The 21960-nt window shown below is 65.1% G+C and carries 21 protein-coding genes; 12 read left to right on the plus strand and 9 right to left on the minus strand.

Annotated elements, in window-relative coordinates:
• Positions 1-14 precede the first annotated feature (14 nt).
• A complete protein-coding gene (gene tyrS / locus HNS03_RS09140) occupies positions 15-1268 on the minus strand; it encodes a tyrosine--tRNA ligase (RefSeq protein WP_367194709.1) in 1254 nt (417 codons plus the stop codon).
• Between the two features lie 116 nt (positions 1269-1384).
• On the opposite strand from tyrS, the gene HNS03_RS09145 reads away from it, so the two are divergent.
• Positions 1385-2500, plus strand: coding sequence for an anhydro-N-acetylmuramic acid kinase (locus tag HNS03_RS09145; RefSeq protein ID WP_367194711.1), 1116 nt, complete (start codon positions 1385-1387; stop codon positions 2498-2500).
• 320 nt (positions 2501-2820) lie between these two features.
• Here the strand turns inward: HNS03_RS09145 and HNS03_RS09150 are convergent, their stop codons facing one another.
• On the minus strand, positions 2821-3477 hold the full coding sequence (locus HNS03_RS09150) for an alpha/beta hydrolase (RefSeq protein ID WP_367194712.1): 657 nt from the start codon (positions 3475-3477) through the stop codon (positions 2821-2823).
• 236 nt (positions 3478-3713) lie between these two features.
• On the opposite strand from HNS03_RS09150, the gene HNS03_RS09155 reads away from it, so the two are divergent.
• The 10 genes from HNS03_RS09155 to HNS03_RS09200 all read left to right on the plus strand — a co-directional run bounded on the left by HNS03_RS09155 (position 3714) and on the right by HNS03_RS09200 (position 12087).
• Positions 3714-5042 carry a cysteine desulfurase family protein gene (locus HNS03_RS09155; RefSeq protein ID WP_367194714.1) on the plus strand — a complete coding sequence of 443 codons (1329 nt, stop codon included), beginning with the start codon at positions 3714-3716 and terminating at the stop codon, positions 5040-5042.
• Positions 4942-6462 (plus strand): Fe-S cluster assembly protein SufB, encoded by a 1521-nt coding sequence (gene sufB / locus HNS03_RS09160; protein ID WP_367194715.1) that lies wholly within the window; start codon positions 4942-4944, stop codon positions 6460-6462. Before HNS03_RS09155 ends, sufB begins: the two co-directional genes overlap by 101 nt.
• An 8-nt stretch (positions 6463-6470) precedes the next feature.
• Positions 6471-6731: a hypothetical protein gene (locus HNS03_RS09165; protein ID WP_367194717.1), complete on the plus strand. Its 261-nt coding sequence runs from the start codon at positions 6471-6473 to the stop codon at positions 6729-6731.
• Positions 6732-6824: 93 nt separating this feature from the next.
• A complete protein-coding gene (gene sufC, locus HNS03_RS09170; protein WP_367194773.1) occupies positions 6825-7571 on the plus strand; it encodes a Fe-S cluster assembly ATPase SufC in 747 nt (248 codons plus the stop codon).
• 12 nt (positions 7572-7583) lie between these two features.
• Positions 7584-8918, plus strand: a complete 1335-nt coding sequence (gene sufD, locus HNS03_RS09175; protein WP_367194718.1) for a Fe-S cluster assembly protein SufD — start codon at positions 7584-7586, stop codon at positions 8916-8918.
• Positions 8919-8925: 7 nt separating this feature from the next.
• Positions 8926-10179: a cysteine desulfurase gene (locus HNS03_RS09180; protein ID WP_367194719.1), complete on the plus strand. Its 1254-nt coding sequence runs from the start codon at positions 8926-8928 to the stop codon at positions 10177-10179.
• Between the two features lie 11 nt (positions 10180-10190).
• Positions 10191-10592, plus strand: a complete 402-nt coding sequence (locus HNS03_RS09185) for an SUF system Fe-S cluster assembly protein (RefSeq protein ID WP_367194720.1) — start codon at positions 10191-10193, stop codon at positions 10590-10592.
• Positions 10593-10634: 42 nt separating this feature from the next.
• The gene (sufA, locus tag HNS03_RS09190) at positions 10635-11009 is read left to right on the plus strand and encodes a Fe-S cluster assembly scaffold SufA (RefSeq protein WP_367194721.1); all 375 of its coding nucleotides are present in this window, start codon (positions 10635-10637) and stop codon (positions 11007-11009) included.
• Complete coding sequence (tenA, locus tag HNS03_RS09195) at positions 11009-11674, plus strand: thiaminase II (protein WP_367194722.1); 666 nt, start codon at positions 11009-11011, stop codon at positions 11672-11674. Before sufA ends, tenA begins: the two co-directional genes overlap by 1 nt.
• A 56-nt stretch (positions 11675-11730) precedes the next feature.
• Positions 11731-12087: a TfoX/Sxy family protein gene (locus HNS03_RS09200; protein ID WP_367194724.1), complete on the plus strand. Its 357-nt coding sequence runs from the start codon at positions 11731-11733 to the stop codon at positions 12085-12087.
• Positions 12088-12178: 91 nt separating this feature from the next.
• Here HNS03_RS09200 and HNS03_RS09205 read toward each other — a convergent pair whose 3' ends face one another.
• Positions 12179-13312, minus strand: a complete 1134-nt coding sequence (locus tag HNS03_RS09205; protein WP_367194725.1) for a hypothetical protein — start codon at positions 13310-13312, stop codon at positions 12179-12181.
• A gap of 293 nt (positions 13313-13605) precedes the next feature.
• Complete coding sequence (locus HNS03_RS09210; RefSeq protein WP_367194726.1) at positions 13606-15105, minus strand: DEAD/DEAH box helicase; 1500 nt, start codon at positions 15103-15105, stop codon at positions 13606-13608.
• A gap of 406 nt (positions 15106-15511) precedes the next feature.
• Here HNS03_RS09210 and HNS03_RS09215 point away from each other — a divergent pair, with 406 nt between their 5' ends.
• The gene (locus HNS03_RS09215) at positions 15512-15667 is read left to right on the plus strand and encodes a hypothetical protein (protein WP_367194727.1); all 156 of its coding nucleotides are present in this window, start codon (positions 15512-15514) and stop codon (positions 15665-15667) included.
• A 62-nt stretch (positions 15668-15729) separates the two neighbouring features.
• Here the strand turns inward: HNS03_RS09215 and HNS03_RS09220 are convergent, their stop codons facing one another.
• Genes HNS03_RS09220 through HNS03_RS09240 form a run of 5 tightly spaced genes read right to left on the minus strand, consistent with a single transcriptional unit; the run spans position 15730 to position 21843 of the window.
• A complete protein-coding gene (locus HNS03_RS09220) occupies positions 15730-16701 on the minus strand; it encodes a LysR family transcriptional regulator (RefSeq protein WP_367194729.1) in 972 nt (323 codons plus the stop codon).
• Between the two features lie 3 nt (positions 16702-16704).
• A complete protein-coding gene (locus HNS03_RS09225; RefSeq protein WP_367194731.1) occupies positions 16705-17319 on the minus strand; it encodes a sarcosine oxidase subunit gamma in 615 nt (204 codons plus the stop codon).
• Positions 17312-20314, minus strand: a complete 3003-nt coding sequence (locus tag HNS03_RS09230; RefSeq protein WP_367194733.1) for a sarcosine oxidase subunit alpha family protein — start codon at positions 20312-20314, stop codon at positions 17312-17314. Before HNS03_RS09230 ends, HNS03_RS09225 begins: the two co-directional genes overlap by 8 nt.
• Positions 20311-20577 carry a sarcosine oxidase subunit delta gene (locus HNS03_RS09235; protein ID WP_367194734.1) on the minus strand — a complete coding sequence of 89 codons (267 nt, stop codon included), beginning with the start codon at positions 20575-20577 and terminating at the stop codon, positions 20311-20313. The genes HNS03_RS09230 and HNS03_RS09235 overlap by 4 nt, the downstream gene beginning before the upstream one ends.
• Before the next feature lie 9 nt (positions 20578-20586).
• Positions 20587-21843, minus strand: a complete 1257-nt coding sequence (locus HNS03_RS09240) for a sarcosine oxidase subunit beta family protein (protein ID WP_367194736.1) — start codon at positions 21841-21843, stop codon at positions 20587-20589.
• Between the last annotated feature and the right edge of the window lie 117 nt (positions 21844-21960).

Genomic DNA, 21960 nt, shown 5'->3' on the forward strand with positions numbered 1-21960 from the left:
GGTGCTGTGCAGGCCTATTCGGCCTTCAGGAGCACGTGCTTCTTGCGCCCGAGCGAGAGTTTCACGACGCCGTCGCCGGTGAGGTCGGCGAGCGACACGATCCGGCGGTCGTCGTCGATCACCGTGTCGTTGACGCGCACCGCGCCACCTTTGATGTGACGGCGCGCTTCGCTGTTGCTGGCGGCGAGGCCGGCGAGCCGGAACGCGTCCAGGATGCCGACGCCGGTATCCAGCTCGCCGCGCGCCACCGATACGCTCGGCAGGTTTTCCGCCAGCGTGCCCGCCTCGAAGGTCTGGCGGGCGGTTTCGGCGGCTTCCTCGGCCGCAGCACGACCGTGGAGCAGCGCGGTCACTTCCGTCGCGAGCACCTTCTTGGCGTCGTTGATTTCCGCCCCGCCCAAGGCGGCGAGCCGGGCGACCTCGTCCATCGGCAGCGTGGTGTAGAGCTTCAGGAAGCGGCCGACGTCGGCGTCCTCGGTGTTACGCCAATACTGCCAGAACTCGTAGGGGCTCAGCACGTCGGCGTTGAGCCAGATCGCGCCGGAGGCCGTCTTGCCCATCTTGGCGCCGGAGGCCGTCGTGAGCAGCGGCGAGGTGAGGGCGAAGAGCTCCACGCCCTCCATACGACGGCCGAGCTCGATGCCGTTGACGATGTTGCCCCACTGGTCGGAGCCGCCCATTTGCAGCCGACAGCCGGTGCGCTTGTTGAGCTCCACGAAATCGTAGGCCTGGAGGATCATGTAGTTGAACTCTAGGAACGACAGCGACTGTTCGCGGTCTAGCCGCAGCTTCACCGAATCGAAAGACAGCATCCGGTTGACGGAAAAATGCCGGCCGACGTCACGCAGGAACGTGACGTAGTTGAGCCCGAGGAGCCAGTCGGCATTGTTGATCATTTTGGCCGGTGCGCCGTCGCCGTCCAGCGTCAGGTAGCGGGCGAACACGGTCCGGATCCCGGCGAGGTTGGCCTCGATATCGTCCACGGACAGGAGCCTGCGGGCCTCGTCCTTGAAGGAGGGGTCGCCGATCATGGAGGTGCCCCCGCCCATCAGCGCGATCGGCTGATGACCGGTTTTCTCCATCCAGTGCAGCATCATGATTTGGATCAGCGAGCCGGCATGCAGGCTCTTCGCCGTGGCGTCGAATCCGATATAGCCGGTGACAGAGGTCGTCCTGAACAGATCGTCGAGGCCGGCGTCATCCGAAGTTTGGTGGATGAAGCCACGCTCGCTGAGGGTGTGCAGAAACTCTGACTTGAAACCGGTCATCGAAGGAGAATCCTGTTAACGCTACGGGCTGCCCACAACAGCCTTTGGGGGCGGGTGCCCCGATCTTCGGCGCGGTTTAGCAGTCTTGCCGACAAATTCCAGATGCGGAGTCGATTTTGAGCGACGAAACAAGCGAACGGCGGGTGCGGCGCGCCATCGGGTTGATGAGCGGAACCTCCATGGATGGGGTCGATGTCGCCCTGGTCGAGACCGATGGCGAGGCGATCGTACGGCCGGGATTGACGGCGTTCACGCCCTACCCGAACGCGCTGCGCCAGCTTTTGCGCCGGGCAAATGCGGTCGCTCTCGAGCTCGACGATCGCACGGCTCGCCCCGCACCGCTTGCGGAGGCCGAAGCCTGGGTGACCCAGGTGCAGACGGCGGCGGTGAAGGCCTTTGCCAGCACGTTCGCCGAGGCGCCGGATGTGGTCGGTTTCCATGGCCAGACGGTAATGCATGCGCCCGATCGCGGTATGACGATCCAACTCGGCGACGGTGCGGAGATGGCGTCCGGTCTCGGCATTCCGGTGGTCTACGACTTGCGCGCGGCCGATGTGGCGGCGGGCGGCGAGGGTGCGCCTCTGGTCCCCGTGTTCCACCGCGCATTGGCGCTTCAGGCCGGGCTCGAGATGCCGGCGGCCGTGCTCAACATCGGCGGAGTCGCCAACGTCACCTATGTCGGCGCGGATGGCGAGCTGATCGCGTTCGACACGGGGCCCGGCAACGCGCTGATCGACGATCTGATGGAGGCGCGCACTGGCGCGCCGATGGACGAAGGCGGCGAGCGGGCTGCTGCGGGCACCGTGGACCGGGCGATCGTGGATGCCTATCTCGCCGATCCCTATTTCGAGCGGTCGGCGCCGAAATCCCTCGATCGCGGCCATTTCAACCGCTCTTTGACCGATCCGCTTTCCCTCGAGGACGCGAGCGCGACCCTCGTGGCCGTGACGGCGGAAACAATCGCGCGCGGCCTCAAGCAGCTTCCGGCCTATCCCAAGCGGCTGGTGCTGGGGGGCGGCGGCCTCAAGAACCCGGTGATGATGCAGGCACTCGAAGCCGCGACCGGGCTGGAGCCGGAAAGCGCCGATGCGTTCGGTTGGTCGGCGGCCTTCCTGGAAGCTCAGGCCTTCGCCTATCTGGCAGTGCGCGCGCTCGACGAACGCGCGATCACCTTTCCCGGCACCACTGGCGTGGCGCAGCCGCTGACGGGTGGTCGAATCGCCCGACCGTAAGCAGGGTGCTCCAGCCCTTCCGTAAGCTGCGGCCTCAACCCCAGCCGCTCATTACCGCGAAAGCAGGAATCCATAGTGAATCAGACCTGTTCGAGGTGGAAACCGCTGTCAACGGAACCCGATCTCTTTGGGCGCACCTTCGCTGATCCGTTCGTCGACTCAGGAGACCCATCGAACGGCCCTATGGATTCCTACTTTCGCGGGAATAAGCGGAGATCTGGGCAATTCACGGGCCGCGAGCGAAGCGAATTCGACGCGAGGGAAAGTTTATTCCCCGCAAATCCGGACGGAAAACTGGTTCCCACTTTTCCTGGATTTGATCAGGCGGCGTCGGACGTCTGGCTGAGGCGCTTGTCGAGATAGCCGCTGCAGATGTCCATCAGCGTATCCACCCGGTCCTCGAAGAAATGGTTGGCGCCGGAAATGATCTCCTGGTCGACCACGATTCCCTTCTGGGTCTTCAATTTGTCGACGAGCGCCTGGGTGTCCTTCATCGGCACCACCTTGTCGACGTCGCCATGGACGATCAGGCCGGAGGAGGGGCAGGGCGCGAGGAAGGAGAAATCGTGCAGGTTCGCCGGGGGAGCAATGGAGATGAAGCCTTCGATCTCCGGGCGCCGCATCAGAAGCTGCATGCCGATCCAGGCGCCGAACGAGAAGCCGGCAATCCAGCAGGAGCGCGCATCGGGATGAATCGTCTGCACCCAATCGAGCGCCGCGGCCGCATCGGACAGCTCGCCGGAGCCGTGATCGAACGCGCCCTGGCTACGGCCGACGCCGCGGAAATTGAACCGCAGGACCGCGAAGCCGCGCTTCTGGAACATGTAGAACAGGTTATAGACGATCTGGTTGTTCATCGTGCCCCCGAACTGGGGGTGGGGATGCAAGACGATGCCGATCGGGGCGTTACGGGTCTTGGCCGGCTGGAAGCGGCCCTCGATGCGGCCGGCCGGCCCGGCGAAGATCACTTCGGGCATCGGAACAAATCCTTTAAGACACGGTTGGTGGGCAAGGTAGGGACACGGATTGGAAGCCAGGAAAATCTTGACGGCACCGGTCGCCTTCCTACACTAAGATAATCTGGAACCATTCGAATTCGATAGCGGCCGCACCGGCTTCTCGCTCAGCGGGTCGAATGGGGCCGAGGTGCGCGGGTTATCCACAGCCGGGCGTGCCAATGCAAGATTTTTCCCGAACGGTGTCGAGGAAACCGATGGCGACGGCCGCGAGCCGGATCTACTTCGACTGGAACGCTGGCGCGCCGCTTTCGGCTGACGCCCGGGCGGCCGTGGTCGATGCGCTGGATGGTCTCGGCAACCCGTCCTCCGTTCATGGCGAGGGGCGCGCCGCACGAGCCCGGATGGAAACCGCGCGCCGTGCCGTGGGCGTCCTTGCCGGTGCGCCGGCTGAGGCGGTCAGCTTCACCAGCGGTGGTACGGAAGCGAATGTGACCGCGCTGTCGCCGGATATGGAGATCGACGGCGCGCCGGTCCACTTCGAACGCCTGCTGGTCTCGGCGGTGGAGCATCCTTCGGTGCTCGCCGGTGGGCGGTTCGCCGCCGCCGACGTGGCCACGGTACCGGTCGATGCATTCGGCCGGGTGCAGCTCGATCAGCTCGAGCAGCGGTTGGCGGCGGTTGCGGGGCCGGTTCTGGTCTCGCTCATGGCGGTCAACAACGAGACCGGTGTGATCCAGCCGATCGCCGAGGCTGCAGAGATCGTACACCGCTCCGGCGGCGTGCTGCACGTCGATGCCATCCAGGCCGCCGGGCGGATTGCGCTCGCCGACGTTGCTGACGGCGCCGATATCCTCACGCTCTCCGCCCACAAGATCGGCGGGCCGCGCGGCGTGGGCGCCGTGGTGCGGAATCGGCCGGGCCTCAGGATCGCGCCGCTTTTGAGCGGTGGTGGGCAGGAAGGCCGGGCTCGCGCCGGCACGGAGAATGTGTCAGGGATCGCCGGTTTCGGCGCGGCTGCGGAAGCTGCGCGGGCTGATCTGACCCGATCTGCCGAGATTGCAAGGCTGAGGGACTGGCTAGAGGCGGAGCTCATCACCATCTCCCCGGACGTGACCGTCTTCGGTGCGGATCAGCCGCGGGTGTGCAATACCACCTGCTTCGCCGCGCCGGGCCTGAGTGCGGAGACCTTGGTGATTGCCTTCGATTTGGAAGGCATCGCGGTCTCCTCCGGGGCGGCCTGCTCGTCGGGCAAGGTCGATGCCTCTCATGTGCTCGCCGCAATGGGCGTCGATCAAGAGACGGCCAAGGGCGCGATTCGCGTCAGCCTCGGCCCGACCAGCTCGGCCGCCGAGGTGGAGCGTTTTCTTTCCGTGTGGCGCACGCTGCGCCACCGTTTCGCGCGGCGTTCGGAGCAATCCGCGTCGCATTTTGATCGTCTTCGACAACCAGCGGGCCTTGAACCCGCCACGGATGGAGAGACCGATGCCGGCAGTGCAAGAAACGATCGATCAGGTTCGGTCGATCGACATCGACAAGTACAAGTACGGGTTCGTCACGGACATTCAGTCCGAGAAGGCGCCTAAGGGTCTCAACGAAGAGATCATCGCCTTCATTTCGGCGAAGAAGAACGAGCCCGAATGGATGCTCGAATGGCGGCTCGAGGCCTATCGGCGTTGGCAGACGCTGACGGAGCCGACGTGGGCGCGCGTGAGCTATCCGAAAATCGATTTCCAGGAGCTCTATTACTACGCCGCGCCGAAATCCTCCTCGGATGCGCCGAAGAGCCTGGACGAGGTCGATCCGGAGCTGTTGCGGACCTACGAGAAGCTCGGGATCCCGCTCAAGGAGCAGGAAATCCTGGCCGGGGTGCGCAAGCAGGGCGAAGCGAGCACCCTCGACGAGGGCGCCGGCGACAACCCATACGGCAAGGTCGCCGTCGATGCGGTGTTCGATTCCGTCTCTGTGGTGACGACGTTCAAGGAAGAGCTCGCCAAGGCTGGTGTGATCTTCTGCTCGATCTCCGAGGCGATCCGCGAGCATCCGGAGCTGGTGAAGCAATATCTCGGCTCCGTTGTGCCGATCACCGACAATTTCTATGCGACGCTCAATTCGGCGGTCTTCACCGACGGTTCGTTCGTCTACGTGCCGCCAGGCGTGCGCTGCCCGATGGAGCTGTCGACCTATTTCCGCATCAACGAGCAGAACACCGGCCAGTTCGAGCGGACGCTGATCATCGCCGATAAGGGGTCGTACGTCTCCTATCTGGAGGGTTGCACGGCGCCCCAGCGCGACGAGAACCAGCTCCACGCTGCCGTGGTCGAGCTGATTGCGCTCGACGATGCGGAGATCAAATACTCGACCGTCCAGAACTGGTATCCGGGCGACGTCAACGGCAAGGGCGGCATCTACAACTTCGTCACCAAGCGCGGCGACTGCCGGGGCGCCAACTCCAAGATCTCCTGGACGCAGGTGGAGACCGGTTCGGCGATCACCTGGAAATATCCGTCCTGTATCCTGCGCGGCGATAACTCCCGGGGCGAGTTCTACTCGATCGCGATCTCCAACGGCCATCAGCAGATCGATTCCGGCACCAAGATGATTCACCTCGGCAAGAACACGTCGAGCCGGATCATTTCCAAGGGCATCGCCGCCGGAAAATCGGAGAACACCTACCGGGGCCTCGTCCAGGCGCACCGCCGGGCAGCCAACGCCCGCAACTTCACCCAGTGCGATTCGCTTCTGATCGGCGACCAGTGCGGCGCGCATACGGTGCCTTATATCGAGGCGAAGACCGCCAGCGCGAAGTTCGAGCACGAGGCCACCACCTCGAAAATCTCCGACGACCAGATGTTCTATTGCCGCTCCCGCGGGATCGGTGAGGAAGAAGCGGTCGCCCTCATCGTCAACGGCTTCGTCAAAGACGTGATCCAGCAGCTCCCGATGGAGTTTGCCGTGGAGGCGCAGAAGCTGATCGGGGTGAGCCTGGAGGGCTCGGTAGGCTAGTCCGGGGTATGGATCCGGAATTCTGGTTCAAGCCGAAGGCGCGAGGGTACGGCGCGATACCGACCAACTGGAAGGGCTGGGCGGCAACCGGGATCTATATTGCCGGCGTCCTGCTCTCCGTGCTCGCCCATATCGCCGCGCTGCTGGCTTCCAGCCCGGCAACGGCGATCGCGGCAACGGCGATATGGCTCGGCTTCCTGGTGCTTTGGAGCGGTGGCTTTCTGGCGCTGGCTCGTGCCAAGACCGACGGCGAATGGCGGTGGCGCTAACCACCAAAGAGTTAACAGGGCTCGCGCAGCGAAATCCGGCTTGGCCGGCGCGCGACGGGGCCGATCAAGATGATGGACGTTGAAACGATGTCGATGCTTCAGATCAAGAATTTGCACGTCAACGTGGACGACCGCGAGATCCTGAAGGGGATCGACCTTGAGGTCGACGCCGGCAAGGTGCACGCGATAATGGGGCCGAACGGCTCCGGCAAGTCGACCCTCTCCCATGTGTTGGCCGGCCGCGACGGCTATGAGGTCACCGAGGGCTCGATCGAGTTCAAAGGCGTCGACCTTCTGGAATTGGAACCGGAGGAACGGGCCGCGACCGGCGTGTTCCTGGCGTTCCAGTATCCGATCGAGGTGCCCGGCGTTGCCAACATGACCTTCCTCAAGACCGCTTTGAATTCCCAGCGCAAGGCGCGCGGCGAGCCGGATCTGTCGACGCCGGAGTTCATGAAGCGGGTGAAGGCGGCGGCCGACAAGCTGGCGATCAGCCAGGAGATGCTGCGCCGTCCGGTCAATGTCGGCTTTTCCGGCGGCGAGAAGAAGCGCAACGAGATCCTGCAGATGGCGGTGCTGGACCCCACGCTCGCGATCCTGGACGAGACCGACTCCGGCCTCGATATCGACGCGCTCAAGATCGTGGCCGAGGGCGTCAACGCGCTGCGCTCGCCGGAACGCGCCTTCATCGTCATCACCCACTATCAGCGGCTTCTGGAGCACATCGTGCCCGACGTGGTGCATGTGCTGGCCGGTGGGCGGATCGTGAAGTCTGGCGGCAAGGAACTGGCCCTCGAACTGGAAGCCCGCGGCTACGCCGATTTCGTCGCGGCGGCGTAACGGAGGCGCGAGATGGCACAGGACGGAGACACCAACCGGACAGCGGCCGAGACGGCGCTGTTTGAATGGTTCGCGGCCGAGGCGGGAACGCGCGCCGAGGAGGGCTCCATCGGGGCCCAACGTCAGGAGGCGTTCGACCGCTTCAGTGGGCAAGGCCTGCCGCATCGCCGCGTGGAGGCTTATAAATATACCGATCTGCGCGCCACGCTGAGGACGCTGCCGCCGGTTGCCGAAGCGCCGGCTTCGGCCGAGCTGGAAACGGCTTTGGCTGCCGTCCCGCCGCTTGGCGGCGAGGAGCTGGTGCCATCGCGCATCGTGATCGCCAACGGCCGCTTCGTACCGGAGGCCTCCGATCTGGCCGCGCTGGACGGGGCCGTGTCGGTGCGTGGCTTCGCCGAATTGCTGCTGGCCGCCGATCCGGTGCTCGGCCGCATCGGTACGCTCGCCTCCGAGGTCGATGACCCGATGCTGGCGCTCAACACCGCGCTGTTCGAGGACGGGGTGGTCATCACGGTTGCCGACGGCGCGACCGTGAACCGGCCGCTGGAGATCCTGCATGTGGCGACCGGTAGCGATCCGGTCACGACCATGCCGCGGCACGCCGTGTTCGTGGGCGAGGGGGCGTCGGTGCGGATCCTGGAGCGCTACGAAGGAGCCGGAGAGGCTGCCCACGTGACCAACGCGGCGATCGAGCTCGCCGTTGCACCGCGGGCGAGCGTGGTTTGGGCCAAGCTCCAGGCCGATGGCACCTCGGCGACCCATATCGGGACGACCACCGTTGCGATCGGCACCGCGGCGCGCCTCAATCATCTGACGATCAATCTCGGTGCCAAGCTGTCGCGGTCCCAGATTTTCGCCCGTGTCGATGGCGAGGAGACCGATATCGCGTTCGATACGGCCACCTTCATCACCGGCAAGCAGCATGCGGACCAGACCCTTGTGGTCGACCACAAGGTGCCCAACGGCGTCAGCCGAGAGCGTTTCCGCTCAGTGGTCGACGACCAGGCGAAGGCGATCGTGCAGGGGCGGATCAATGTCTGGCAGTACGCCCAGAAGACCGACGCCCGGATGATGTCGAACGCGCTTCTTCTAAGCGAAGGCGCCGAGGCGGTGAACAAGCCGGAGCTGGAGATCTTTGCCGATGACGTCCAGTGCGCTCATGGCGCAACGGCCGGCCAGATCGACGAGGATGCGTTGTTTTATCTGCGCTCGCGCGGTGTGCCGAAGCGGCTGGCCGAACGGCTCTTGATCGAATCCTTCCTGGTCGAGGCGGTCGAAGGCCTTGGCGACGACACGCTGGTGCCGGCATTGTCGGAGCGCCTGCGGTCCGCCCTGCGAGGGGAGTGAGGCGGCGATGACCAAGCCGATCGACACCGTTGCCGATGCCGGTGCCTACGATGTGGAGGCCGTGCGTCGGGACTTTCCGATCCTGTCGCGGAAAATCCACGACAAGCCGCTGGTCTATCTCGACAACGCCGCCTCGGCCCAGAAGCCGACCCAGGTGCTGGAACGTATCCAGGCCGCTTACGCGGAGGACTATGCCAACGTCCACCGCGGCCTGCATACGCTCGCTAACCTCTCCACCGAGGCCTACGAGGGCGCGCGCGAGACCGTTACGCGCTTTCTGAACGCCCCTTCGAGCGAGGAGGTGATTTTCACCCGCTCCACCACTGAGGCGATCAACCTGGTTGCCTCCAGCTTCGGCGGAATGGTGCTTGGCGCGGGCGACGAGGTGGTGATCTCCGTCATGGAGCATCACTCCAATATCGTGCCCTGGCACTTCCACCGAGAGCGCAACGGCGCCGTGCTGAAGTGGGTCGACGTAAAGCCGGACGGCAGCTTCGATCTGGACCGCTTCGAGGCGGCGCTGTCGGAGCGCACCAAGGTGGTGGCGATGACCCAGATGTCGAACGTGCTCGGGACCGTCGTGCCCATGCGGGAGGTGATTGCGATCGCCCACGCCCGCGGCATTCCGGTGCTGGTGGACGGTAGTCAGGCGGCGGTGCACATGCCCGTCGACGTGCAGGCGCTCGACTGCGACTTCTACGTGATGACGGGCCACAAGCTCTACGGGCCGACCGGGATCGGTGTGCTGTACGCCAAGCGGACGCACCTGGAAGCGATGCCGCCTTATATGGGCGGGGGCGAGATGATCGGCAGCGTCAGCCGCGATCGCATCACCTACGGCGACCTGCCCAACAAGTTTGAGGCCGGTACGCCGCCGATCGTCCAGGCGATCGGGCTGGGTGCGGCCCTGGATTATATGGAGCAGATCGGGCGCGATCGGATCGCCGCGCACGAGGCGCGACTGAAGGCCTATGCCGAGGAGCGGCTCAGGGCGATCAACTCGATCCGGGTGATGGGAAGCCCGTCGGAAAAGGGCGCGATCTTCTCCTTCGATATGGAAGGCGCCCACGCCCACGACGTTGCTACCATCCTCGACCGGGAAGGGATTGCGGTGCGCGCCGGCACGCATTGTGCAGAGCCGCTGCTCGAAGCCTTTGGTGTCACGGCCACCTGTCGTGCCTCATTCGGGCTCTACAATACGCTGGAAGAGGTCGACCGCCTTGCGGAAGGCATCGAGAAGGCCCATAGATTCTTCACATGAGGAGAGCCGGCATGGATGAATCGACGCTTCAATCCGGCAGTGTTGCGGTTGCCGAGGCTTCCGAGCCTGAAAAGGCCGAGGTTTCGGCCATCCCGCAGGAAGAACTCGACCGGATCACCGACGATATTATAGCCGCTCTAAAGACGGTGTACGATCCGGAAATCCCGGTCGACATCTATGAGCTTGGGCTCGTCTATCGAATCGACATCGACGACGATCGCACGGTCGATATCGATATGACGCTGACGGCGCCGGGCTGCCCCGTCGCCGGCGAAATGCCGGGCTGGGTGGAGAATGCGGTCGCGACCGTGGAAGGCGTTGGCGATGTGCGGGTGCGGATGGTGTTCGATCCGCCGTGGGATCCAAGCCGCATGTCCGACGAGGCGCGCGTCGCGCTCGACTTCTTCATGTAGGCCGAAACGAAGCTGTGCTGCCGTAAGGTGGAGAAAACCGACATGTCTCAGGCAAGGCCGAAACCGCAAGTGCTCACGCTGACCGAAGCGGCGGCGGAGCGCCTGCGGGAAATCATGGAAAACGCCGACAAGCCCATCGCCGGTCTGAAGATCGGGGTGAAGAAGGGCGGCTGTGCCGGCATGGAATACACCATGGATTATGTCGAGGAGCCGAACCCGTCCGACGACAAGGTGGAACAGGACGGCGTGACGGTGTTTATCGACCCGTCTGCGGTGTTGTTCCTGCTTGGCACGCGTATGGACTACAAGATCGACAAGCTGCAGTCTGGGTTCGTGTTCGAGAATCCCAACCAGGTCTCGGCCTGCGGTTGCGGCGAATCAGTCGAGTTGCGTCCGGCGGATCTCCAGACCGCCTGATGGATCTGTTCGATCGCCTGAAGGACGCCGCCTCGGCAGAGTGGCAAGCCTATGTTGGGCACCGCTTCGTCGCGGGGCTGGGAGACGGCACGCTGCCGGAGGAATCGTTCCGCCATTATCTGGTGCAGGATTATCTGTTTCTGATCCAGTTCGCCCGCGCCTACGCGCTTGCCGCCTATAAGGCGCCCACGCTTGCCGACATGCGCACGGCCGCAGCCGGGCTATCGGCGATCGCCGACACCGAGATGGATCTGCACGTGCGCCTGTCGGCCCGCTGGGGGCTTTCCGCGCAGGACCTGGAGACCGCCACCGAGGCGCGCGCCACGGTTGCCTATACGCGGTTCGTGTTGGACACTGGCCATCGCGGCGATCTGCTCGATCTCTACACCGCGCTTGCGCCCTGCATGCTGGGCTACGCCGAAATCGGGACCGCGCTCGCGAAGGTTCCCGGCGCGCTTGCTGACGCCAACCCCTACCGCGAATGGGTCGCGGAATATTCCGGCGACGGCTTCCAGGAGGCCGCGCAGTCCGCACGGGCAATGCTGGACCGGCTGGCTGCGGATCGGTTGACGGAGGCGCGCTGGCGGGATCTGGTCACCATCTTCGCAACCGCGACGCGGCTGGAAGCGGACTTCTGGGAAATGGGCCTGACACGCGCCCAATAGCGCTTCCATGGCCGGACTGACATTCTGGCCGCAATCTGCCCGAGGCGATGCTGGCCATGCTCGATCCGGACTACCTTATCGACCTGTTCGCGCCGCTTGGCCCCGTTTCCGTCGAACGTATGTTCGGCGGGCAGGGGATCCGCTATGACGGGCTGATGATCGCGCTGGTGATGGGCGACGATATCTATCTGAAGGCATCGCCCGAGACGATTTCCGCTTACGAGGCAGCGGGCTCGACGCCCTTTTCCTACGAAAACGGCAAGAAGCGGGTGGTGACGTCCTATTGGCGGTTGCCGGACGCTGCGGCCGACGATCCGGACGCGTTCTGCGAGTGGGGGCGGCAAGCCCATGCGGCCGCTCTTCGCGCCGCGCAGAAAAAGCCAGCAAAAAAATCGATAACGGGACGGCGGTAAGGGACATCCGCCCGAAACCGGCGGATCTTCTCCATCTCCAGGCAAAGCCCGAACGGAAAACCGATCAATCCCCACTTCTGCTGGAATTTGCCTACTTCGTCTGAAGCAGATGCCGGATGCGGGCGTACTGGTCTGCGATCGGCCGTTCGGCTTTCGTGGCTGCCGGCACCGGCTGCATTTCCGGATCGGTTTCGCAGATCACCCGACTCACGTCGAACTTCGACGCGGCGGTGAGGCAGCGGTCGGCAAGCGACAGCGCTTTGGCCGGATCTTCGTCGGCCATCAATGACACAGCCGCCGACGAGAACACGATCTGGCCGTTGCCGTGGCTTTCGGCAAGCGCACGCTTGGCTTCCATGCTGCGCCGAACCGCTTCGGCGATCGACACCGTCTGGCGCAGGTTCACGCCGGAGAGAATCAGCCCGATCGTCTGCGGATCGTAGCGGTAGACCGGCCCCAGCTTTTCGAACACCCGGGTCAACGCGACCAGCATCACCGCCTGCATCGGCGACACGAAATCGTTGGCCGCCTTGTTGGCCTGCGCACCGTCGTCGACGCGCCGACAGGACGACAGGAAGATCGTTTGCGGCCCCTTCTTGGCGTCGGGATGTAGCCAGCGTCGCCGAACATCCTTGGCAAAGGCATGGCGGTTGGGAAGCTCGGCGAGCTTCTCGAATGGTGCGGTCTTAGGGGCCTGCTCGAAATTGGGGCGGGCCACGCGCTCGACATGCTCGGGCGCGGGCTTGTGCACGGGCTGCGGCCTCTGTGCCCGAAGCGGTACGGCGGTGGGTTCAGCGGCTCTTGCGCGCGGCTCTGGGGCGGGCGTGGAGGATGCATGCTGGGTGCGCCGCGCCGGCTGTGCTGGCTCTGCACTGCGCATTGCGACCCTGCGCGGTTGCGCAGCGGCGGCGGGAGCAGGCTCGGGCCGAGGGTGCGACGGCCGCTGGGGCGCCTCTTGCACGGGCGGCGGAGCGGCGTTCATGAACATCGCTCGCGGCGGCTCTTGCGGCAACAAATGCAGCAGGCGATCGATATCGTCGCGGGTCACGGTGTCGCCGCGCGAATCGAGCCGGTCGATATAGCCGGTGACGAGCGGATCTTCCTGGGTCACATAGGCGAACCAGACCCGGAAGGTGTCGGCGTCGATCGAGAATCCGCGCTTCTCGGCCTCCTGGATCGCGGCCCGCGCGAGCGAGATCGACGGATCGATGGCGGCCTTGGTCAACGGTGAGTTCCCCACTACGCGCGATCGGGCACGACACACGTCGCCCGCTTCGGGGATGACTCTCGTCCGTCTCGGTTAAATTGGGGTTAACCGGAAAAGCCTCTTCGACCCGGTCCGCTCTGTCCGAACACGCCCTGACCGCTCAAACCGAAAACCGAGTGAAAGAAACATCAGGACCCCATCCAGGGGAGGGGCAGAGGACAGCATTTCCGCTCTCCTCTTGCGTTCGGGGTGTCCCATCCGAACCGATCGTGACGGCGATCCAGGCTTGTCTGGCGAGGTCGGAGATTCCGCTATTCGACGAGCGCGTCGTCGGAGCGGGAGTTTTCCGCGTCGCCATTGTCGCCGCCATCATCATCGGATGGCGAAGTTGCGGGCGGGCTCGGCCGCACTGGGCGCAGCAGGAATGCGGGCACGAATTCGCTCTCGCCGAACACCGGCTCGGACTCTTTCGACGAGCGCCGCGACCCTTTGGAAGGCGACGAAGAGGAAGACGGACCGCTCTTGGGCGGGGTCGGATCTCCGCCCTTTGGCGACGTCGCGCTGCCTCCGGAGCCGCTACCGCGCGAGCGGGTGGACTTCTGAGCGCTGTCGGCGTCGGCCTTTTTGCTGGGGGAACTCCGCCTACCGCGGCTCGGTGCGCGCGGTGCGGTCTCCATCTCGTCGATGCTTCCGCCGTCCCATTCGATGGTCTTTTTGATCAGCTTCTCGATATTGTCGAGCGCTTTCCGGTCACCCGGGGTGACGATCATCTTTGCCGTGCCGGCTCGGCCGGCGCGGCCGGTGCGACCTATCCGGTGGACATAGTCCTCCGGGCTGTGCGGAACATCGTAGTTGAAGACGTGGCTCACGGCCGGGATATCGAGGCCACGAGCCGCCACGTCGGAGGCAACCAGAAGCTTCAGATTTCCCTTCCGGAAATTGTCGAGCATGGTCATGCGCGTGCGCTGGTCCATGTCGCCATGAATCGCGCCAACGGAGAAGCCATGACGTTCCAGCGACCGCATCACGACGCCAACGTCGCGCTTGCGATTGCAGAAAATGATGGCGTTCGTCAACTCGTCTCCGGCCTGCTCGATCAGCTCGCGCAGCACCGCACGCTTGTCCTTCGGGTCGTCGCGCGAGGCATGCAGGCTCTGGGCGACATTTTCCGCCGTGGAGGAGGGCGGGGCCACCTCGACGCGGGCCGGATTCGACAAGAACTTGTCGACCAGGTGCTGGATCTCCTTCGGCATGGTGGCCGAGAAGAACAGCGTCTGCCGGGTCGGCGGGAGCAGCTTGCAGATGCGCTCGATGTCCGGAATGAAGCCCATGTCGAGCATCCGGTCGGCTTCGTCGATCACCAGGATCTCGATGCCCTGCAGCAGCAGCTTGCCGCGCTCGGAATGGTCGAGCAACCGGCCCGGGGTGGCGATCAGGACGTCCACGCCGCGGCCGAGCTTGCGGTTCTGGTCCTCGAACGACACGCCGCCGATCAAAAGCGCCAGGTTGAGCTTGTGGTTGACCCCGTAGCGGGTGAAATTCTCTTCCACCTGCGCGGCAAGCTCGCGGGTCGGCTCCAGGATCAGCGTGCGCGGCATCCGCGCCCGGGCGCGGCCCTTCTCCAGAAGGGTCAGCATCGGCAGCACGAACGAAGCCGTTTTGCCGGTGCCCGTCTGGGCCAGGCCAAGGACATCCCGTCGTTCCAAGACATACGGAATCGCCCCAGCCTGAATCGGAGTAGGCTGGGTGTATCCGGCCGCCTGGATGGCGCTCAGCACTTTGTCGCTCAAACCGAGCGTATCAAAACTCATGATGGGAGGACGTTGCCACTTTCTGCCGCTGGCCGAAGAATTAAGTCCGAAAACGGACGTGCGGCTGCACGGGTCAGATGTCTACCTAATCATTTGGCTTGTTTTGTCAACGTGGTTACCGACTATTTCGTACCCGATTGTCAGAATAACGGGGCGGCAAACCGCCGCGCAGATCTGATCTGATGATCTTGCATGGGTCCGGGAGCCGGGCAGGGCTGTGAGGCGTGGGGTGCCCCGCCGAAATCGACCGGATGTGACGCCTGTCACAGCACCCCCTTTCTAAGACCGGCATTCTCATCCTCGTTGAACGACGGGACGACCAGGCCGCGAATATTAGCCGCATGTCAATGACTGGCTGCAATCGTGGCGCCAATCGGTCGGATCCGCCAGGCAAAGGGAGGTTCGGATGGGTGCCGATTGGGACTTGAGCCAGGAAATCGCGGCTTTGCTGGCCCGCGCCGGCAGAATCGGTGCCGAGGCTGCACCGCGCGACCGCCGTTCGAGCGTGCGCGACACAACGGTCAGTCTCCCGGCGCAGGCGACGTTTCAGCGCACGGCGTAGTGCGCCGATACAGCGTTTGAGGGCAACAAGGAAACCGAGTGGCCCGTCCGGAGACGCGTCGGTCATTCGGGTCCGTCGTGGATCTCGAAGGCTTCGCCTAGCCAGGGCAACGCTTCGGAAAGTTGCGGCGCGACGATGTCGCGCAGGATCTCCCGAAGCTCTGTCGCGATCCGCATTGCGAGATCGCCAGCATCGTCGCTTCGGGCGACGATCGCCATGGTGCGGGTAAAGCGGCCGCGCGGCATGGCGACGACGGTGAGCTCTGAAAGTCGATGGCGCTCTTGCGCCAAGCAGAGCGGGGTCGTGAAACACCAGCCCATATTCTCCGCCACTGCCGAGAGCTGCCCCGTGGCCGTGTCGAATTCCGCGCGGTTGGGCAGGTCCAGGCCGAGGCGGGTCACCTGGCGCTCGATCTGACGGCCGATCGTCGAACGCAGCGTGTAGCGGATGAAGGGAAGCCTGCGTGGGTCCGGAAACCCCTCCATCGGAACGCTCTCGCCCTTCGGCAATACCAGAACGAAGGGCTCGGTCACGAGCTCGTGCCGCTCAAGTCCTTCCAATCCGTCTAACTCGTCCCCGCCGGTCACGACATAGTCGACAGCGCGTGACAGGAGGGCGTCATGGTGGTCGGGCGAAATTCCGGACCAGATCCGCCAACGTTCGGCGAGCGTTCCCAGCCGACGCACCAGCGCGGGCCCGGTGGTGCCGGCCATGCTCTCCGCCATGGCGATCGTCACGGTGCTGCGTGGCCGAGCGTCGAGCGACCGGATCGTCGCGACCGCATGGTCGGCCGCCTCCATGAGCGCGCGCGCTTCGTCCAGAAGGGCCGCGCCGGTGCCGGTCAAGGCGATCGGCCGCAGCGAACGATCGAACAGCGTGGCGTCGACCGCCTGTTCCAAGCCGGCGATCGCCTGGGACACGCCCGACTGGGTCATGCCCAGCCGTTGCGCGGCCGGGGTCATGCCGCCGGCCTCGACGACGGTGAGGAAGACGCGCAACGCCTTCAGGTCGAATCCCGGCGGAAAATCGGTCACGTATTAGGAACTATGCGCTGGAACCTGGTCGATCGCGACGGACGGATCGGTGCGCCAGCCGAATTCGCGCGCGGCATCCGTCAGCCATTCGCTGAAGGATAGCGCAAAACTCGTGAACACGAAGAGGTCGAAAACCGTCTCCGACCGCCGCAGGATCAGGCAGCCCATGTGGTGGATGGAGGTTTGGGCAAGCGTTCCGGGCGGAAAGGCGTCCGCGTCGAACGCAAGGGCCGTGCCCTTGGCGAGCAGGTCTTCAACGGCGGGCCCAGAAATCCGAACCGCGGCGCGCGCATGGGAGAGGTCGGCGACCGCACCGAGATCGGCGGAGATGGCGGCCGCGACATCGGCGACCGTGTCGGCCGTGAGCACGAGATAGCGGCCGGGGGCGATCCGCCCGCACAGTCGGCCGAAATGGTTCGACAGGTCGCGTCCCTCCGGCAGGGTGATGCCGATCGGTGCCAGCGCCTTGGCGACCGCCTCGCGCTTGCCGGGCCAGATCTGAAGCTGGGCCGCGGCGGGCGGATCGATTTGGGCGAGGACGATCGCCGGCTCGCCTCGTCGACCACCGGACCGTCCTTCGGCGAGCCGTCCGGCGAACGGGTCTGCTGCATCAGCCATGGAGACGGGCTCCTTCCGGATCGAAGAAATGCGGCGACACCACTTCCACCTCGGTCGGTGTCCCGTTGCGGATCGGGTCGACCACCGTCAGCCGTTCCCCCGTCCGCTCACGACCCGCCGAAACCAGCGCCAGCGCAATATAGGCGCCAAGGGCGGGAGAGAAGGTGGGTGAGGTAACATGCCCGAGGCTCGGCATGTCCTGTGGCATCCGCTCGGCAATGATATGTGCGCCGGTGCGCAAGGGGGCGTCGGCGAGCGAGCGTAGTCCGACCAGCACTTTGCGATCGGGGGAGATCATGGCTGGCCGATCCATTAGAGCGCGCCCGACAAATGGCGTCTTGGTCGAGGCCATCTTGCCAAGGCCGAGATCGGAGAGAGTCGTGCGGCCGTCGAGCTCGGGACCGGAGACGTGCCCTTTTTCAATCCGAAGCGTGCCCAGCGCCTCCGTTCCGTAGGGAACAAGACCGAACGGCTGGCCGGCCGCATGGACCGCCTCCCAGACCGCAAGCCCGTCGCGGGCGCCGCAGTGGATTTCGTAGGCGCGCTCGCCGGAAAAGGAAATCCGGGTGACGAGCACGGCAACTTTGCCGACCCGTCCCTTGCGGACCGCCATGAATGGCGTGCCGGCGTCTGACAGGTCCACATCGGCGACGACCGTCCGAAGAACCTCGCGGCTTTTCGGTCCGGCGATCGCCAGTCCGGCCCATTGGTCGGTGGCGGAGGCGACGGCGACTTTCAGGTCCGGCCAGTCGACGGCGAGATGGCGCTCCAGCCGCGCCAGGACACCGGCGGCGTTGGCCGTCGTGGTGGTCATCAGGAAGTCGTTTTCGCCGAGGCGCCAGGTGGTGCCGTCGTCATAGACGAATCCGTCCTCGCGCAGCATCACGCCGTAGCGGGCGCGACCGACCGTGAGGGAGGAGAAGGTGTTGGCGTAGACGCGATCCAGCAGTTTCGCCGCATCGGGACCCTGCACCGTGATCTTGCCAAGGGTGGAGACGTCGACGATCCCGACGGCCTCGCGCACGGTCCGCGCCTCGCGGATATAGGCGTCGGTGACGCTCTCGCCGGGCCGGCGATAGACCCGCGGCCGCATCCAGGCGCCGGTCGTCAGCATGTCGGCGCCGTGGGCGACGTGCCAGTCGTGCATGGCGGTCCGGCGCACCGGCCGGAAATGACCGCCGATCTCGCGGCCGGCGAGCGCGCCGAGCGAGACGGGCGTGTAGGGCGCACGGAAGCGGGTGGTGCCGACGTCCGGGATCGGACGTCCTTCCAGGTCCGCCATCAGCCCGAGCGCGTTCACGTTGGAGGTCTTGCCCTGGTCGGTGGCCATGCCGAGCGTGGTGTAGCGCTTCAGATGCTCCACCGAGCGATAGCCTTCCTGGTGGGCGAGCTTCACGTCGGATGCGGTGACATCGTTCTGAAAATCGATGAACGCCTTGTCCGCTCCTTTGCCGAGGCCCGTCGCGCGAATGGCAAGCGGAGCCATCTGGGGTGCGTCGGGGTCGCTGGCGGCAAAGGTGGATTGAGGGGTCGGTCGGCCGAGGGCCGCAAGAGCCGAGCAGGCGGCGCGGACGCCGTCGGCCAGAATGGCGTCGAGGCCGAATGTGCCGGCGGCTGCGCCCGCCGCTGTCCATGCTTCGCGCGGTGGACCAGGTACGAACGCGTCGATCTCCGGACTCCAGAGCGGAGGGCCGCCGGCTTGGCTTGCCAGATGGATCGTCGGCGTCCAGCCACCCGAGACGGCAACGAGGTCGAGCGAATGAGTTTCGCTCCAGCCCTCGGTCGGGCGCCCCGACGCGTCGCAGCGGGAGAGCCTCACTCGGCCAACGTCTTTCGATCCCTTCGCCTGACCGAGCAGAGTTGCGGCATGGACGGGAACGCCCGCGGCTTCGATCGGGGCGGCCAGGTCGGTGGGCGGCGACGGCCGCGCGTCGGCGACTGCGCGAACGGCCACGCCGGCTTCGACCAAAGCGAGCGTGGTGCGGTAGATGCTGTCGTCCGCTCCGGCGACCACGGCCTCTCGTCCGGGCGCGACCGCGTAGCGCGCGATCAGCCGCTCCACTGCAGAGCCGAGCATCACGCCCGGCAGGTCGTTTCCGGGAAACACCAGCGGGCGTTGGGTTGCGCCGGTGGTCAGCACGACCTGGCCGGCGTGGATGGTCCAATGCCGGTGGCGCGGCAGGTCCGGATCGCGCTCGGCGAGATGGTCCTGCACCCGTTCCACGGCGCCGACGACGTTGCCGTCATAGTAGCCATAGGCCGTGGCGCGTATGAGGACCCGCACATTCGTCATCGCCTGAAGCTCGGTGACGGCGGCCCGCACCCAGTCGATGGCGGGCAGACCGTCGATCGTCGCGCGGCTTTCGAACAGGCTGCCCCCGAGCACCGGACCTTCGTCGACGACGAGCACGCGGGCACCGGTCCGGCCGGCCGTCAGGGTAGCGGCTAGGCCCGCTGGTCCGCCGCCCACGACGAGCACATCGGCAAAGGCGTTTGTCTTTTCGTAACGACTTTGGTCCATCTCCTTGCCGGCCGCGCCGAGACCGGCAGCCCGCCGGATGACCTGCTCATAGAAGTCCCATGCCCTCCGGCCGGGTCCCATGAAAGTCTTATAGTAAAATCCTGCTTTAAGTCCTTGGTTAACAATACTTAAAGGCCAAGTCATGATGTCATGTCTGAGGCTTGGCCAGCGGTTTTGACTTTCGCTCCTAAGCCCCTCGAAAATTTCAATAATTGACGCTTGTATATTGGGTTCTCGGGTCGTGGCCGCGCCGAGCGTGACGAGTGCGTTCGGCTCTTCCACGCCGGCGCCCAGGAGGCCCCTTGGGCGATGATATTTGAAAGATCGTCCGAGCAACCGCGTGCCCGAAGCGATAAGCGCGGAGGCGAGCGTGTCGCCGGCAAAGCCGGTCATCGGTCGCCCGTCGAAGCGAAAGTGGACGGGGCGCGATCGATCGATCAGCGCGCCCCTTTCCGGGAGGCGATAGCCGCTCATATGCCGGCTCCCGTCGGCGTCACCAGCCGGGCGCTCAGTATGGCGTGCGTGGCAGTGTCGCGCTCAACTTCGACGAAGCATCGGCAGCCCTGGGTGTGGTGCCAGAGTTCCGCATGCGGGCCGCGCGGATTGCGTCGTTCGTAGACGGTCGCGAACCAGGTGTCGCCATCGGCCTCAAGCGGCGGACGGAGGACGGTGGCGTCACCTTCATAGGTGAATTCGGAAACGGACCGGAGTCCGCAGACCGGGCAGGGAATGCGCATCGGGAGAGCTCAGTGCAGTCGGGGGGTGGCGCCGGCGCCGCGCTCGTCCAGCAGCGCGCCGGTGCGGAAACGGTCGAGGGCGAAGCCGGCGTTGAGCGGGTGGGGGGCGTCGCGGGCGATTGTGTGGGAGAAGCACCAGCCCGAGGCGGGCGTCGCCTTGAAGCCGCCATAACACCAGCCGGCGTTCAGGTAGAGGCCCGGCTTCGGAGTTTTGTCGATGATCGGGCTGCCGTCCATGGACATGTCCATGATGCCGCCCCACGAGCGCAGGAGCCGCAGGCGCGACAGCGACGGGAACATAGTGACGGCAGAGGCCGCCACATCCTCCACGATCGGCAGGTTGCCGCGTTGAGCATAGGAGTTGTAGCCGTCGATGTCGCCGCCGAAGACCAGTCCGCCTTTGTCGGACTGGGAAATGTAGAGGTGGCCGGCGCCGAAGGTGACCACGGTGTCGAGGAAGGGTTTTAAGCCTTCCGACACGAACGCCTGCAGCACGTGGCTCTCGATCGGCAGGCGATCGAAGCCGGCAAGCCGCATCACCTCCGAGGTGGATCCGGCGACCGCCACGCCGACTTTTCCGGCTCCGATCGTGCCGCGCGTCGTCTCCACTCCGGTGACGCGGTCGCCGTCGAACGTGAAGCCGGTGACGGCGCAATTCTCGATGATGTCGACGCCGAGCCGGTCGGCGGCACGGGCGTAGCCCCAGGCGACAGCATCGTGGCGGACGGTGCCGCCGCGCGGCTGGCAGAGACCGCCGACAATCGGGAACCGGGCCGTCTCGGAGAGGTCGAGGCCGGGAACGCGCCGCGCCAGTTCGTCGCGGTCGAGGAGTTCGGCGTCCACGCCGGCAAGCCGCATGGCGTTGCCGCGCCGCGCATAGGCATCGAGCTGCGCCGGCGTGTGGGCGAGATTGATCACCCCGCGCTGGGACACCATCGTGTTGAAATTCAGCTCGCGCGACAGGTTCTCCCAAAGTTTCAGCGACCACTCGTAGAAGCGGGTATTGTCGGGAAGCATGTAGTTGGAGCGGATGATCGTCGTGTTCCGGCCGATATTGCCGCTGCCGAGCCAGCCTTTTTCCAAGACGGCAACGTTTGTGATGCCGTGTTCTTTGGCCAAATAGTAGGCCGTCGCCAGGCCATGGCCACCACCTCCGACGATGACGACGTCGTAGGCTGGGCGCGGCTCGGCCTTGCGCCAGGCAAGTGGCCAGTAGCGTTGCCCGGTGAGTGCGTTCAGGGCGAGGGAGCCAATCGAATAGCGCATGGTTTGTTCGTCAATTCTGCATGTCGATGCCTGGGCAAGGCTTGGGGGATCGTTTAGAAGCATGACGACGCTACCGCATCTTAGGGGCAAGGCGGGAGCAATGACGATGTCATGACG

Origin of the sequence: Amorphus sp. 3PC139-8 (genome assembly GCF_040750475.1) — a bacterium.
In the GTDB taxonomy this organism is placed as follows: Bacteria; Pseudomonadota; Alphaproteobacteria; order Rhizobiales; family Amorphaceae; genus Amorphus.